At 54.0% G+C, this 15,221-nt stretch carries 11 protein-coding genes; 7 read left to right on the top strand and 4 right to left on the bottom strand.

The window, feature by feature from the left end; genetic code table 11:
* The first annotated feature begins 345 nt into the window (after positions 1 to 345).
* Positions 346 to 1,164: a DUF4225 domain-containing protein gene (locus VF709_RS19970; protein ID WP_014833243.1), complete on the top strand. Its 819-nt coding sequence runs from the start codon at positions 346 to 348 to the stop codon at positions 1,162 to 1,164.
* On the opposite strand, the gene VF709_RS19965 is transcribed toward VF709_RS19970, so the two are convergent.
* The 3 genes from VF709_RS19965 to VF709_RS19955 form a co-directional block, all read right to left on the bottom strand.
* Positions 1,142 to 1,468, bottom strand: coding sequence for a hypothetical protein (locus tag VF709_RS19965; protein ID WP_038983510.1), 327 nt, complete (start codon positions 1,466 to 1,468; stop codon positions 1,142 to 1,144). The genes VF709_RS19970 and VF709_RS19965 overlap by 23 nt on opposite strands.
* A gap of 246 nt (positions 1,469 to 1,714) precedes the next feature.
* Entirely contained in the window at positions 1,715 to 3,502 is a 1,788-nt protein-coding gene (locus VF709_RS19960; protein WP_130626692.1) for a hybrid sensor histidine kinase/response regulator, read from the bottom strand.
* A complete protein-coding gene (locus VF709_RS19955) occupies positions 3,499 to 4,131 on the bottom strand; it encodes a response regulator transcription factor (RefSeq protein WP_013098693.1) in 633 nt (210 codons plus the stop codon). Before VF709_RS19955 ends, VF709_RS19960 begins: the two co-directional genes overlap by 4 nt.
* A 175-nt stretch (positions 4,132 to 4,306) precedes the next feature.
* Between VF709_RS19955 and VF709_RS19950 the strand changes: the two genes are divergently transcribed.
* Both VF709_RS19950 and VF709_RS19945 read left to right on the top strand, forming a co-directional pair.
* Complete coding sequence (locus VF709_RS19950; protein WP_013098694.1) at positions 4,307 to 4,621, top strand: lipoprotein; 315 nt, start codon at positions 4,307 to 4,309, stop codon at positions 4,619 to 4,621.
* 116 nt (positions 4,622 to 4,737) lie between these two features.
* Complete coding sequence (locus VF709_RS19945) at positions 4,738 to 7,800, top strand: autotransporter outer membrane beta-barrel domain-containing protein (protein WP_187171018.1); 3,063 nt, start codon at positions 4,738 to 4,740, stop codon at positions 7,798 to 7,800.
* A 78-nt stretch (positions 7,801 to 7,878) separates the two neighbouring features.
* Here the strand turns inward: VF709_RS19945 and VF709_RS19940 are convergent, their stop codons facing one another.
* The gene (locus VF709_RS19940) at positions 7,879 to 8,406 is read right to left on the bottom strand and encodes a LuxR C-terminal-related transcriptional regulator (protein WP_045902695.1); all 528 of its coding nucleotides are present in this window, start codon (positions 8,404 to 8,406) and stop codon (positions 7,879 to 7,881) included.
* A gap of 670 nt (positions 8,407 to 9,076) precedes the next feature.
* Here VF709_RS19940 and pgaA point away from each other — a divergent pair.
* From pgaA to pgaD, 4 genes are read left to right on the top strand one after another with little or no spacing between them, the layout of a single operon-like run.
* The gene (pgaA, locus tag VF709_RS19935; RefSeq protein WP_440232203.1) at positions 9,077 to 11,515 is read left to right on the top strand and encodes a poly-beta-1,6 N-acetyl-D-glucosamine export porin PgaA; all 2,439 of its coding nucleotides are present in this window, start codon (positions 9,077 to 9,079) and stop codon (positions 11,513 to 11,515) included.
* 8 nt (positions 11,516 to 11,523) lie between these two features.
* Positions 11,524 to 13,461, top strand: coding sequence for a poly-beta-1,6-N-acetyl-D-glucosamine N-deacetylase PgaB (gene pgaB / locus VF709_RS19930; RefSeq protein WP_013098697.1), 1,938 nt, complete (start codon positions 11,524 to 11,526; stop codon positions 13,459 to 13,461).
* Entirely contained in the window at positions 13,454 to 14,785 is a 1,332-nt protein-coding gene (gene pgaC / locus VF709_RS19925; protein WP_013098698.1) for a poly-beta-1,6-N-acetyl-D-glucosamine synthase, read from the top strand. The genes pgaB and pgaC overlap by 8 nt, the downstream gene beginning before the upstream one ends.
* Positions 14,782 to 15,210: a poly-beta-1,6-N-acetyl-D-glucosamine biosynthesis protein PgaD gene (gene pgaD, locus VF709_RS19920; RefSeq protein ID WP_013098699.1), complete on the top strand. Its 429-nt coding sequence runs from the start codon at positions 14,782 to 14,784 to the stop codon at positions 15,208 to 15,210. The genes pgaC and pgaD overlap by 4 nt, the downstream gene beginning before the upstream one ends.
* Positions 15,211 to 15,221: the final 11 nt, after the last annotated feature.

The raw sequence follows: 15,221 nt of genomic DNA, 5'->3' as shown, positions 1-15,221 counted from the left end.
CATTTTAAACCCTCGCTTAGGCGGGGGTTTTTGCTTTCTGAGTCAGCAAAGTAGCTACCCCCCTTTTCTTTCCTCCATCCCCCGCTTCCCTGTGGTACGCAATTGGCGTGTTTACCGTCACATAGAAACAGAAAAACCTGACCTTCACCGATCTGTTCAAGTATTGTAAAGCACATATCAACCCCACAAAGCCCGACAGAGTGGCGTCACGTATGCGTGAAGTGACTTCTGCTTCAGACCACGTAACCACATTGCTACTATATGGTGCGTTGGTACGCATGGCTGTCATGGGGAGTCGTTTATCAGTCTAAGCAGTGGCCGGTAAAGCAATGGAGAGAAATTACAATGGATGCAGCATTACTTAACATGATGCACTCAGGTGGAAGAAATAAAGCCTGGGCGGAAACTATGGTGAATATGGAAGCCAGGAAGCTGGTAAATACAGCCAACACTCTGTCGGCTTTTCATCTCAGCGATAGTCTGACTCGAATGAAGTTTATTCAGGAAATTCGTGACCTCATAGAACAACAGTTTACATTAGCTCGTCGGGCTAAATCAGATGAAGAATGCATGGAATGCGTTAAAGTTCTGAGAGAAGAAAACTGTAACCTCCTGGAACAAGCTCGTTTATTACGAACGAGGGCAGCCAAACTTTACGCTAAAGTCGAGTTCATCCGAGAGAATAACAAAATTGTTGGATATGTGATCTCGGCAGTTAGTGTTGTGCTGGCCGGTGCTGAAATAGCTGCGGGGCTTACCCTCATTGGCACTATGACCCCTCTCGGGGTTCTTGCTGGTGCGATACTGGTTACTGACGGGGCAAACAGCATCAGTAAAGAAGTGGCTCGCTACGCAACTCACAACACTACCAGTGAAGGGCTGGTCGCGAATGCCGCGATGTCTACAGCTGAGTTTATGGGCTTTAGTCGTGAGAATGGGTTAGGCGTCTACAAATCAATCTCACTGGCCGCTAATGCGTACACCATTTTTGGCTTGTTACGGCGACCTGGTACCTGGCGACTGTTTCGATATCTGCCTGCTGACTATTACCGAAAGGTAAGCACACTGAGCCGCCCGCAGCTAACAATGAAAATAGCGGGTTATGGCGTGAAAGCTAAGATTGTTTTTGATCTGTTGTCCGTCAGCGATCCGTCCCAGAATTAGTCTGCATTTTACGATAACGCCAGGATTTGTAGCCAAGTTTTGCTGGCGTTATATACCAGATAAAAGGTAGTACAATCAATAACGTGAGCGCAAGTGTCAGACTTGTATCCTTAGATGCAAGTAAAAGAGTTAAAGCCAGTATGATGAAGGCAATAATAGTTATCCACTTCATTGCCTTAAAACGATTGGCCAGATCATGAGTTACGCTATCAAACGAACCACCGTAATTCTCAATATTGTTTTTTAGCTTTTGAAGATCTCGTTTGCTAAAACCTGATTTTAAAAGTGCTTCTTCGCTGGTCATTCTGTTATCAGTCCCATAACTCACTGAACCTGGGACGAAGTTTAACTTAATTTGACGGATAAATCGCTACCTGACGATATTCGTCAAATTTATATTTATATCAACTAGTTGAACATATCTTAGAGTATACGCTCGAAAACTGACATCTACCTGGTACAAGAAACGTGCAGGACACCGCGAGCTAGCTGGCCTTACAGCCTGGCGACCGGGAGCAGGCAGTGAAGCTCAACGCTGCTGTCTATTCCCCTATCCACGACTCCCCGACCACTGTGCCAGCAACGCATGCAGTTTAGCCGGCTCCAGAGGCTTACGTAGCACCATGTACCCTTCCTGCTCCGCCTCCAGCAGAACCGGCGAATTAAATTCGCCGCTGACCATCGCGCCACTCATGTCCGGCAGACGTTCAAATAGCGCTTTCAGGATGTCGAAGCCGCTTTCACCGGATCGCAGACGCTGGTCGCACAGCACGGCGAACGGCGTGAAGCCATCGTCGATGATAGCGAACGCTTCTTCAGCGGAGGCCGCACAGCGCACGTTGATTCCCCAGATGCTCATCAGGCTCTCCCAGGCAGACGTCACCAGCGGGTCGTCATCAACCACCAGACAGGAACCGTGCAGCGGCGCATAGCGTACCGGCGTGGCGATGTTGTCATAGGCGGGTGGCATCTCCGGCGCGATCTCTTCGCCAGCATATTGGGTAAAGCACATCCAGAAGCGTGAACCTTTACCTTCAATGGATTGCATCCCGTACTTCACCTTCATCAGCTTGGCACAGCGGGCAACGACGGCCAGACCCAGCCCGTGTCCTGCACTGTCGATCTTCCAGGCCAGTTCGGGGCGATAGTAAGGTGAGAAGATTTTACCTTTCTCGTCATCGGCAATACCGACACCTGTGTCCCACACCTCCACCATACACCTGTCACCACGTGGTCGGATGGCGACCAGCACGCCGCCCTGTAGCGTGTAGCGGAGGGCATTTTGAATAAGGTTAATGAGCGATTGTCGCACCAGCAGCGGATCGCCCATCACGTAGATGCGGCGTTTAGTCCGCCAGGTGCGCAGCCTGAGTGCACGGCTGTTGGCCTCTTCGCGAAACAGCGTGATCACCGAGTCGAGCAGCGCGCCGATGTCCACTCTGGCAGGGGCTGTAAGCACATTCCCGGATTCAATCTTGCTGAGGTCAAGGAGGGAATTGAACATCAAATGCACCGAGCGGACGCTCTGCTGCAGATCAAGCAGCTGGGGCGTGAGGCTGTCGTCCCGGTTTCGGTGGATAATCGCTTCGATCAGAAACCCCATGGCGTGTACCGGTTGGCGCAGGTCGTGGCTGGCGGTCGTCAGGAACTGATTTTTATCCAGCAGCGCCTGCTCAGCTTCCTCTTTGGCCTGGCGAAACTGTTCTGCCAGGCGTGAGCTTTTTTCCTCAAGCAGCGCCTGCTGAATAAAGAACGCGTGCGATGTTAATGCATGGCGGTAAATGGCGAAGCCGTACAGCAGGTTCAACATCAGCACAATGAACATCAGATCGTCCAGCCGCCAGATAATGCCAAGATTCAGTACACCCCAGGAGGCGAAGAAAAAGCATGTAAAGGTGCTGATGACCGGCGTCAGATGCGTCGCATTGGCGGCAACGATGGCGGCAATACTGATATTGAGGAGCAGGAAAAAGTCAAAGTTCTGCGTCTGCGGCGTAATTAAATAGAGAGATGAAATCCCCAGCCCGTGAATAAAAGCGATCTTATTTATACGCGGCAGCCAGCGGCGCAGGACGTCCGCTTCATCATGCTCTTTCGCTTCGCGCTGGTAGCGTCGGTGCAATATTCGGATCGCCACGGCACATAGCAGGTAAATAATTATCCAGGTAATGGTTGGGCCGAGTTCATCGCCCAGCAAATTAATCCAGATGGCGAAAGGAATACCGACGAAAGGGACAGCGCTGAAACTGAACACCAGCCGCAAAAAGGTATTATTTAGCAAACGGATCTGCGCGGGAGGAGAGATGCCAGCGTTCTGTAAGCTCTGTAAAAATCTCATTCCGACGGTTCCCGTTTGCCATGCAGAAGCGTGATGGCTTCGACCCGACTGTTAACGCCTATCTTTTTCAATATATTGCTGATGTGCTCTTTGACTGTAGGCTCAGAAATAGAAAGTTGCGCGGCAATTCTTTTATTTGGCAGGCCACGCATAATCATATTTAACACGTCTATTTGTCGCGGCGTTAAGTTAAATTTACTTAACTTCTCATTATTCGACTCAACGGAAAATTCGTTTCCCTCAGGAAACCAGGTGAGATTATCAGTGAGGGCAAAAACGGCCCGTGAAAACATTTCAGGTGGCTCGCTTTTCAATACGAAACCGTGCCCCCCGGCGGCGTGAACTTTCTGCCAGATATCGTTATTGTCATCCCCACTAACCACCAGGAGCCTTACCTGTGGGTAAAGTTGTTTTACTTCTTTGAGTAATTTCAACGCGGTACCGGACGAGAGCCAAAAATCGATTACCAGCAAACGTGGCGGGCCATTATCCCTAATTTGACGGTAGCAATCATCCTCGTTCGTCACCACACTCGCCTGCTTAAATCGGCAATGTGTAATCAGAAAATTGGCGATACCGCTTGCTACCAATGGATGGTCATCAACGACCAACGCATAATTCTGCCCCAAAGGATCCTCCTTTTACCTTCGCATATTAGAGAGTACGGATGAATTATTATCTACCCACCCTACTTTAGGAGGGTTTTTTCGATTAGGAAAGGGAAATATATTATTCGCAGATTTGAGTAATAGAAAACATAAATACAATCAGCGAAATTAACTGATTGGATATAAAGGATAATTTATGAAAAAACCACTACTCTTTTTAACCGTTACGTTGATGCTAGCCGGTTGTTCCACGCTAAAAACCGATCAGGCCATTCCACTTCTGCAGGCGGAAACCGCTAAAATGCTGGGGCTGGGCTCATCGGATGAAATAACCGTAACCAATGTTAATGGCGCCCAACCGGATGCACTGGGAGGGCAAAAGCTGTCTTATCGCGCTACGACGGAAAAAGGGCGTATTTTCGATTGCTCATCGATGATGATGCCAGGGATTTTAGGATCCGCCCCGACGCTGAGCGCGCCAACCTGTACACCTGTGGTCACCCATAAATAATTAACTTCACATCAAAAGGCGTACACATATTACGCCTTTTACTTTTTCTGTCGTATCGCATTTTTCATATAAAACCGATTTTCCAGACATCACGCTAATGAGTACGGAGATACCCTGTGAATAACTCTACATCGCATTCTTTAGCGGTAAAGACGCCGCTTTCCAGGCTTTACCTCGCTCTATTTTCCGCGCCGCTGTTACTGCTTTCACCTGCCGATTTCGCGCGTGCAGCCGATGCCATTTTTGATGGCGACTCACGTATTACCGAAACGCTGGGTTACACCGGAGACGTTTACGTTGGACGCAATCAACGCGGAAACCTGCTAATCGATAATGGCAAAATCACCGCCTATAACATCAATATCGGTCGGCTGTTCGACGGCCAAATTTATGAAAGCGTGGTCACAGTCCGTGGGCCAAACGCTGAGCTTAACGCGGTGAACGATCAGTACGTCCTGCGCGGCGACCTGAATCTTGGCCTCGGCACCCTGCGAGTCGAACAGGGCGCGCTGGCGAGCGCGAAAGAGATAGTTGTCGGCACCACCCGCGGCTACGACAGCCACCTTATCGCCACGGGCGCCGGATCTCGCGTAACCAGTAATTTCCTTAGCGTAGGTACCGATCTGGGCGCACGCTCCACGCTGGCGATTGAGGACGGCGCCGCGCTCAATACCACCTACGATGCGCGCATCGGCAATGGTACCGGGCCAGATGAAACCGACACACTGAGCCCGAAAGCCACCGTCACGGGGAGCGGCTCACAGTGGAATGTTGGCCGTACGCTGACGCTTAATGGCGACCTGGACGTGCTGAACGGCGGAGCGGTTAACGTTGGCGGCGTGCAGGTGGCGGGCGTCTCCGGGGCCGGAAAAACCGCCGAGCTGGTCATTGCAGGCAAAGACTCGCGCTTTACCAGCGACAGCAGCGTTAGCGTGGGCGATTATGGCAATGGCGTGCTGTCGGTTATTGACGGCGGTTCATTTTCCGCAGGCAGCAATGCGCTGATTGTAGGGACATCGGGCTCCGGTTCGAACCGGGGGGCGCTCATCATCGGCAGCCGCGGCAACATGGACACCGGCACGGGTATAACTGAGCCAACGCTTGGTACGGCAGGAGGCGCGGGTACCCTCGATGCGAAGACGGCAATCAGCCTGCGTGGCGGGCTATTCGGCAGTTATGTCTATTTCAACCATACCGACGAAAATTACATCTTCAGCAACAAGATGAGCGGCGAAGGTGAGGTGATAAATACCTCCGGGCAGACAACGCTGAACGGCGATCTTTCAGCGCTTCAGGCGAACGTGACCGCGCGCGGTGGCAAAGTCATTATTGCCAGCAACATCAACACCCAGCCAGAAGACGATATTTTTGAGATTCAGACCCTTAGCGCCGAGAACGGCGGTACGCTGATCCTCAACGCAACGGCGGGATCCGACGTTAACAACGGACAAGGTTACAGTAGCGCCGCGTCAATCAAGGCCGGTGGCACGCTGGGGGGGAACGGCACGTTGGGCCAGACTGAGATCCTGTCCGGCGGGCATATCTCACCAGGGGATGGCGATATCGGCACGCTGACGCTGAAACGTTATCTGAATTTTATCGGTGAATCCTTCTATGACGTTGATATCGCGGGAGATGGCCGCAGTGACCAACTGCTGGTATCGGGCAAAACCACCATCAGCAATCAGGCTAAGGTACAGGTCACCGCGCTGGATCCGCAAACCAGCTACAAAACGGGCCAAAGCTATCGCATTTTAACCTCGAACGGGGGTATTGACGGCCAGTTCGCCGGAGCGATTTCCAAATCCGCCTTCCTGGACGTGGCGCTTAAGCAGAGCACCGACGCCGTCGATCTGACCATTGCGCAGAAAGAGACCGGCGGCGAGAATCCTGGAGGTGAAAACCCGGGCGGTGAAAACCCGGGGGGTGAGAACCCGGGAGGAGAAAACCCCGGCGGTGAAAACCCGGGTGGTGAGAACCCGGGAGGAGAAAACCCCGGCGGTGAAAACCCGGGTGGTGAGAACCCGGGAGGAGAAAACCCCGGCAGCGGCAAGCCAGGGATTTTCCAGACCGTGGCAAAGAGCAGCAACCAGTGGAATACCGCCGGCGCGCTCTCCACGCTCACGCAAAGCGGCTCGTCGCTGGCGCTGTATAACTCGCTACTGGTGCTGAGCGCACCGGAAGCGCGCGAGGCGTTTAACCAGCTGTCCGGAGAAGTTTATCCGTCAATGCAATCCAACCTGATAGCCGGCAGCACGCAGGTGTTTAACGTGTTAAACCAGCGTATGCAGCGCGCGTTTGATAACGACAGCCTGCCGATACCACCGTTAGCGATGTCGCTGGTTCAGCAGCCGGAGCCGCAAAACAATGGCGTCTGGGGCCAGACCTTCAGCTCCTGGAGCCGAAACAGCGGCGACGGTAACGTGGGCAAGCTGGACGGCAACACCACCGGTTTCCTGCTGGGGGCAGATCGTAAGCTGGCGGATCATAACGTACGTGTCGGTGGTTACTTCGGCTACAGCCGCGGTGATTATGACGTCGACAGCCGTCGTTCCTCAACAGATACCGACAACTATCACCTCGGCCTGTATGCAGCGGGTCAACAGGATGGGTTCTCCCTTCGCGGCGCACTGGGTTACACCTGGCACAAGATCGAAGGCGAGCGCAATGTTGATTTCAGCGGCTTCTCGGATCGGCTGAAGTCTGATTACGACGCCAACTCGCTGCTGGCGTTCACCGAAGCGGGCTACCGTTTCGGCCAGCCAGAGATGAATGTCGAGCCCTTTGTTAACCTCTCCTGGATTCGACTGCATACCGACAGTTTCAGGGAAGACGGCGGTGCCGCCGCGCTGAGCGTTCACAATGAAACCATGAACACCTTCTATTCCACGCTCGGGGTGCGTGGTGTGACCGGATTGCCGAAGAACGTTAACCTCTACGGTTCGTTGGGCTGGCAGCACGCCTATGGCGATAAGAATACCTCTTCGCGTATGGCATTTGCGGGCAGCGACGCGTTCATTACCCAGGGTCAGGCCGTGGATGAGGACGTGATGGTGGGTGATATCGGCGTGAGCGTACAACTGTCGCGTGCAGCGACGCTGGATGTGGGCTATCAGGGGCAATATGGTGCCGATACCCGCGTCAACTCGGTTAACGCTAATCTGCGCTGGTCGTTCTGATTGATATCAACGCTAAAGTGCCGGGTTGCGCTACGTCGACCCGGCCTTCGTGGCGGTTTTTTTTGGCCTATGACCCAATCAGGGATCGTTCCCATCTCCATCCAGCAGTTTGTTTTTAAAGATAAACAAACACGCCTCGTTAAAATTCTCCGCCCCCAGTCGTTCAGAGAGCGCCGTTCGCGTCCGGTAGAGGCTTTTAATCGAGGTGTTCAGTTCCTCCGCCACCTCTTCCATCGACATGCCCGCCCTGAGCAACCGCAGCATAATCGCTTCATGGGTACTCAACCGTAAGTTAAGCAGCCATTTGGTCGTCAGGCGCCTGCCTTTCATATTCAGCACCAGATTAAACAACGACGCCATGTCAGCCACCGGAAGCGCAGTATTCATAAACATCCTCATGCTGAGCTGATTCTCCTCCCGGTGCCGCATATCGAGCATGACGCAGCCGATTGTTTTTCTCGTTCTGGCCGGATGGCGTATCAGATAATCATACAGACGGAGCGGTGAACGGCTGTCAATCAGCACAGAATATTCATCTGCACTGTTATCAAATATCTTTCTGTCAATCGAGTCCAGCAGGATAATATCCGGAAAAAATATCCTCATTCCTCTGACGAGGTAGCGATCCTGTGTCACTAACACTATTGAAGTTGCCACTAACCATCCCTTTTAGATTAAAGCAAGAACGACCCTTCAGAAAGAAGACGCCTTCGTTTTATAGCGCTTTTACATGAACGATAAATGTATTCTGGCTTTGATCATCCCTCGACACGCACATTGATTTGTAAGACTTCCCATAGACTATCACTCAATGTCTGCTATTAATTATAAGTAAAAAACAATCGCAGAAAAGTCACCTCTCAAGATATTAAGAATTTTTGTCACGAAACTTCCCAAACATGCACCAGAAAGTACTTTAATTTATGCACCAAAGCCGCATTAAAAATATAAACAAAAACGTCACAATAAAAATAAATACATTATATATCAACGCATTACAAATATAGACTCCGTTAAAAATAATCATAAAAATCACCCGGATACAGAATTATCTCAAAACAACAACCCGGCTTTTCAACATATTTATCCGTCAACATATCAGGTGTACATTACCTTTCACCGGTCCATAACGATAAGGATCCATAATTACCTTTAAGTAAGTACCTCATAACGTAACTGCATTCACATTTTACGCTCTCATTTATGGCCTTTAACGCTACGTATAAAGGCGGCCGTGTTGCGCAATGGATTTATGATAAACAAATGGCAAATAGATATGGAAAGATCACTTCGCTTCAATACTTTATTCTTTTACCGCGTTCCAAAATTATTGTGTCTGCTATTACTGTTTCCCATTCTGGTTCAGGCTGCCGAATCCGTATATGAACAACAGATTCAGCAGGCGCGCAATGGTAATTACACTTCGTTTCTCCATTACCTGCAGCGTTATCAACAACAGCATGCTCTGACGCCAGAACAAGTGGCAGACTGGCTGCAGGTTGCCTCCTGGGCGGGACGCGATGATGAGGTTATTGAGGTGTGGTTGCGTTATCACGTTTATATGCCCCTGCCCGCCCGGGGAGTGGCCGCAGCCGCGCAATCCAGGAGAAATCAAAAGCAGTGGCAACCTGCGCTCGCGCTCTGGAAGCAGGCCTGTAGCCTTGCACCGGAGAACGACGACTACCGTATCGGGTATATCAAAACCCTGGCCGATGCCCGCATGGATCGGCTGGCCCTGCAGGAAGCGCAAAAACGGGTAACAGCCCACCCCAGCCAGATAAACCTTGAGACGCTCGCCTATGTGTACTTACGCCAGGGAAAAAGCTGGGATCGTCTATTAGCGGACACCCGCGCCCTGAAGAGCGCCCCCGAGAATCACGTACTGCTCAGCGCGCTCGTCGACGCCCTGAACGATAACCGGGTCAGTACGCCTGCCCTGCGGCTGTCACAGGGGATTTCTCTGCCGCCCGCACAACGGCGCCAGCTTGAACTTAACGCCGCCGCCGAACAGGTACGCCTTGCCGATGCGCCTGGGCGGACGGAAAAAGAGCGCCTGCGTCTCGCGCAAGCCGCACTGAATCGCTATGACGCCCTGCTTGCCCGCTGGCAACACGAACCGCAGGCGGCAGAAGATATCATTCGCGCCCGCGTCGACCGTCTTGGCGCGCTATATGCGCATGGTGATTACCCGCAGGCGATCGCTGAATATCGTGCGCTGACGTCAGCTCACCATCCAGTGCCGGGCTGGGCAATCGGCTGGGTGATCTCTGCGTATCTTCAGGAGCAAAACGCCGATGCAGCCCTGGCACTCCTGCAAAAGTATCCTGACTATGCGCGTAACCCACAGGATGAAGAACATCAGCTTTTCTATGCATATCTGGACACCGGACAGTATCAGGCCGCCCGTCACTATCTTGCGCAGATGACCCGCAACGTTCCCTGGGCTCGCTACGATTACGGCTCGCCAACCGCCCAGCCCTACGATCAATGGCTTATCGGCCAGTCGCTCACGTTTCAGTATTTGCTGGCAACCCATGCCCTGCCGCAAGCAGAAGCCGTGGCGCACCGTCTGGCTGCCACGGCACCCGGCAACCAGGGGCTACAGATTGATTATGCCGCCCTGCTTCAGGCCCGCGGCCTGCCACGGGCCGCAGAGCAAAAGCTCAAAATGGCGGAGGTACTGGAGCCGTCAAATACAGAGCTGGAGCAGCAGCAGGCTTACGTCGCGATGGATCTGCAGGAGTGGCGACAAATGGAACTTCTGACCGACGACGTGCTCGCCCGTGCGCCACGTGACCGCAGCGTCCAGCGCCTGGACAGGCTCAGAAATGTGCATCATATGTCTGAACTGCGTCTGAATGCAGGCAAGGGATTGCACTCCGACAACCCGGTCAGCGGGACACACGATCTGAACTGGGACGCCACGCTCTATGGCCCACCAGTCGCTGATAACTGGCGACTGTTTGGCGGCACCCGCTTTGCCGAGGGCAATTTTGACGAAGGCAAAGGCACCAGCCGCCATCTGGTCGGCGGCGTCGAATGGCGGTCACGGGATATCTGGCTTGAAGCAGAGCTCTCCGGCAACCGTTATCACGGCACCCACACGCCTGGCGCTCGCCTCTCCGGTCAGTACAGCCTGAACGATCGCTGGCAATCTGGCGGCAGCCTTGAACGTCTGTCACGCACCACGCCGTTGCGGGCGTTACGCAATGGGATCCGTGCAGACCGCGCAGAAGGCTGGGTGCGCTGGTATCAGAACGAGCGTCGTGAGTACCAGCTCAGCGCCGCCATCAGCCATTTTTCCGACCATAACCGCCGACAGGAGTACACCCTCACCGGCAAGGAGCGGCTCTGGCAAACGCCGACCCTGACGCTGGATCTTGAACCGGGCATCTCCGCCAGCGCGAATAGCCAGCGGGATACGCTCTATTACAACCCCGAGCGGGATCTGTCCGCGACGGCTGCGTTGTCCGTCGATCATCAGCTGTACCGCTATTACGACACCCTCTGGAGCCAGCAACTGGTCGCCGGAGCCGGAGGATACTGGCAGAAAAATCAGTCTGCTGGCGCCATCACCCTGCTCGGCTACGGGCAACGCGTTCAATGGAACAACGTCGTGGATACCGGCGTGATGTTGAACTGGGATAAGCGCCCTTACGACGGCAAACGAGAAAGCAATCTCGCCGTCACTTTCGATGCGACTTTACGGTTTTAAGGATGAATATGTTGACCATTCGTTTTCCTGTGGGCCTGCTCATCATCGGCTGGTTATGCTTCAGCGCGAGCGTCTGCGCCCAGGCCATTTCGTTTATTTCGCCCAACGAGAGACCTCAGCCGGAAGCCAGTAAACCCTGGCCGAAGAATCACTTTCTCGTGCTGGCCTATCACGATGTGGAAGATGACGCCGCCGATCAGCGCTATCTCTCCGTGCGGACCAGCGCCTTAAACGAGCAGATAAGCTGGCTTGTGCATAACGGGTATAACGCCATCAGCGTGCAGGATATTCTGGATGCCCACGACGGTAAAAAAACGCTGCCGCCAAAGGCCTTTCTGCTCAGTTTTGATGACGGCTACAGCAGTTTTTATACCCGCGTCTGGCCGTTGATCCAGGCCTGGAATGTGCCGGCGCTGTGGGCCCCGGTAGGCAGTTGGGTGGATACGCCAGCACATCAAAACGTGAATTTTGGCGGTTTGATGACACCCCGGGACCGTTTCGCGACGTGGGACATGGTGCGCGAGTTAAGCCAGTCCCCGCTGATTGAGATCGGCTCGCATACCTGGGCTTCGCATTACGGTATACCGGCCAATCCACAGGGAAGCCGCGAACCGGCTATTGCCAGCCGCTTTTACGATAACGCGACAGGGCGTTACGAAACTGACCAGCAGTTCAGCCAGCGCATCGGCGATGACGTGCGGAAAGTCACCGAAAAAATCGCCCAGGTGACGGGCAAAGCGCCGCGTGCCTGGGTGTGGCCCTACGGTGCTGCCAACGGCACGTCGCTCGCCATTGCCAGAAAGCAGGGTTATCAGCTGGCCTTTACCCTTGAGGACGGGCTGGCAGATGTGCGTCACCTCGACAACATCCCGCGCCTGTTAATCTCCGGGAATCCTTCGCTTAAAGCCTTTGCCAGCAGCATCGCGCAGATTCAGGAGACCGATCCTGTGCGCGTCATGCATGTCGATCTGGATTACGTTTATGACCCCGATCCGGCTCAGCAGACCAAAAACATCAATACGCTGATCCAGCGGGTCTACGACATGAAAATCAGCCATGTTTTCCTGCAGGCATTTTCCGATCCCCTCGGCAACGGCACGATTAACGCGCTCTACTTCCCCAACCGTCGGCTGCCCGTGCGTGCCGATCTCTTTAACTTTGTCGCCTGGCAACTGCAAACCCGCGCGGGCGTAAAAGTCTACGCGTGGATGCCGGTTCTCTCGTTCGATCTCTCCCCTGCACTGCCGCGTGTGCAGCGTCGGGATCGGCAAACGGGCCAGGTACGCGTCGCCACCGAGCCCTATACCCGGCTTTCGCCGTGGGATCCACAGGTTCGCCAGCAGGTGACCGAAATCTATGAAGATCTGGCCCGCTATGCCAGCTTCAATGGGATCTTGTTCCATGACGATGCGGTGCTGACGGATCAGGATGATGCCGGGCAGCAGACAACGCGCCAGAAAAGCCAGACGCTAATCGGGTTTACCCACGCCCTGAGCCTGGCGGTGAAGCATATCCGCGGTCCGCAGATAAAAACCGCGCGCAATATGTTCGCCCTGCCGATCCTAGATCCAGCGAGCGAGGCGTGGTTTGCGCAGAATCTTGATGACTTTCTGGCGGAGTATGACTGGACGGTGCCGATGGCCATGCCGCTGATGGAGTCCGTCCCGGCAGACGAGAGCAACGCCTGGCTAACGCGCCTGGTTAAGACCGTCGCCACTCGCCCCGGCGCGCTGAATAAAACCATTTTTGAGCTGCAGGCCCGTGACTGGGCGCAGACACCGCAACGCGCCGTACCCGATAGTCGCCTGGCGGAGTGGATGCGCGTGCTCCAGCTTAACGGCAGCAAACATTACGGTTACTACCCCGACGATTTCATCCATAACCAACCTGATCTTTCCCGTATCAGGCCTGAATTCTCTTCGTACTGGTATCCTGACAATGACTGATCGCCTTATCGCCTTCTCAATTTTATGCCTGGTATTTGGGTTGCCATTAGGCGTGGCCGCCCTCTTTACTGGCGAACTGATTCTGGATTTTGTCTTCTTCTGGCCCCTGTTCATGTCCGTATTCTGGATCACCGGGGGGCTCTATTTCTGGTTTCAGCTTGAACGACACTGGTCATGGAACAGAAAAACGCCCGCCCCGACGTTAGAGGGCGATCCGTTAATTTCGATCCTCATTCCCTGTTTCAATGAGGAACGCAACGCCCGGGAGACGATCGGTGCCGCGCTGGCCCAGCGTTACCCGAATATTGAGGTCATCGCCATCAACGATGGTTCTTCCGATAACACCGCGCAGGTGCTGCAACAGCTGGCGCAGGAGCAGCCGCGACTGCGCGTCATTCATCTGGCGGAGAATCAGGGGAAAGCCGTGGCGCTGAAAGCGGGCGCAGCGGCGGCCCGGGGAGACCTTCTGGTCTGTATTGATGGCGATGCCCTGCTCGATCGCGATACCGCCGCTTATCTGGTTGCCCCGCTGATCCAATACCCCCACGTGGGCGCCGTGACCGGGAACCCGCGTATTCGCACGCGCTCCACGTTGATTGGCCGCATTCAGGTGGGCGAATTCTCCTCCATCATAGGGCTCATTAAACGCACGCAGCGGATCTATGGCCGGGTCTTTACCGTCTCTGGCGTCATCGCGGCCTTTCGCCGTCAGGCGCTGGCGGACGTGGGATACTGGAGCCCGGATATGATCACCGAAGATATCGACATCAGCTGGAAGCTTCAGCTTCGCCACTGGGATATTTTTTTCGAGCCGCGCGCGCTGTGCTGGATCCTGATGCCGGAGACGCTAAAAGGGCTGTGGAAACAGCGCCTGCGCTGGGCTCAGGGCGGCGCGGAGGTGTTTCTGGTCAATCTTCGCAAGATCCTGCGCTGGGAGCATCATCGCATGTGGCCGCTGTTTTTAGAGTACGCCCTGTCAACGCTGTGGGCGTTTGCGTATGCGGTGACGGTGCTGTTATTTATCATCAGCTCCCTCACGCCGCTCCCGGCAAACCTGACCGTCACGAGCCTGTTCCCGCCGGAATTCACCGGGCTCCTGCTGGGGGTGATGTGCCTGCTGCAGTTCCTCGTCAGTTTGTATATCGAGCGACGCTATGAACGTAACGTGGCGAGTTCGCTTTTCTGGATCATCTGGTTTCCGATGGTGTACTGGATGATCGGCCTGTTCACCACCCTCGTCGCCTTCCCAAAGGTCATGCTTAAACGCCAGCGCTCACGCGCGCGCTGGATCAGTCCGGACAGAGGTAAAGGGAGCATTCAATGAACGAAAACACGTTAATCCTGACTGAACATCGGCTGGTGCCCCGGCTGTTTGATGCAGCGTTAACCCTGCTGGCCTGGGGAGGATTTCTCTTTTTCCTCTATGCCAACCTGTGGATGCAGATAACCAACGAGAGCGACTACCGCTGGGGCGTGATTATTGCCTCCTTTAAGACGGTGCTGATCTATTTGCTGATCGCCGCGCTAAACGGCTGGCTGCTGATCCTGTGGTATCAATATAATCGCCGCCGCGCGCATGCAAGACGACATCGCCGCCCTGCAACGCTTAAGCACGACGAGCTGGCCCGCAGCTTTAACGTGACGCCGCAAATCATCTCTGAGATGAGCCAGTACAATTTACTGACGGTCTATCATGACCAGATCGGTCGCATCATTGATTTGAAAATCAGTCAGCAGGACGAGGAATAAACCTCAGGCAT

This window comes from Enterobacter sp. Lyrl_3, from assembly GCF_051948675.1.
Lineage (GTDB): Bacteria > Pseudomonadota > Gammaproteobacteria > Enterobacterales > Enterobacteriaceae > Enterobacter > Enterobacter cloacae.
This window is presented reverse-complemented; position numbering and strand designations above follow the sequence as displayed.

Bases quoted from the DNA above. Each gene is read 5' to 3' on its own strand.
- VF709_RS19970 (WP_014833243.1), top strand. From the start codon at position 346: ATGGATGCAGCATTACTTAACATGATGCACTCAGGTGGAAGAAATAAA.
- VF709_RS19965 (WP_038983510.1), bottom strand. From the start codon at position 1,468: ATGACCAGCGAAGAAGCACTTTTAAAATCAGGTTTTAGCAAACGAGAT.
- VF709_RS19960 (WP_130626692.1), bottom strand. From the start codon at position 3,502: ATGAGATTTTTACAGAGCTTACAGAACGCTGGCATCTCTCCTCCCGCG.
- VF709_RS19950 (WP_013098694.1), top strand. From the start codon at position 4,307: ATGAAAAAACCACTACTCTTTTTAACCGTTACGTTGATGCTAGCCGGT.
- VF709_RS19940 (WP_045902695.1), bottom strand. From the start codon at position 8,406: ATGAGGATATTTTTTCCGGATATTATCCTGCTGGACTCGATTGACAGA.
- pgaA (WP_440232203.1), top strand. From the start codon at position 9,077: ATGGAAAGATCACTTCGCTTCAATACTTTATTCTTTTACCGCGTTCCA.
- pgaB (WP_013098697.1), top strand. From the start codon at position 11,524: ATGTTGACCATTCGTTTTCCTGTGGGCCTGCTCATCATCGGCTGGTTA.
- pgaC (WP_013098698.1), top strand. From the start codon at position 13,454: ATGACTGATCGCCTTATCGCCTTCTCAATTTTATGCCTGGTATTTGGG.
- pgaD (WP_013098699.1), top strand. From the start codon at position 14,782: ATGAACGAAAACACGTTAATCCTGACTGAACATCGGCTGGTGCCCCGG.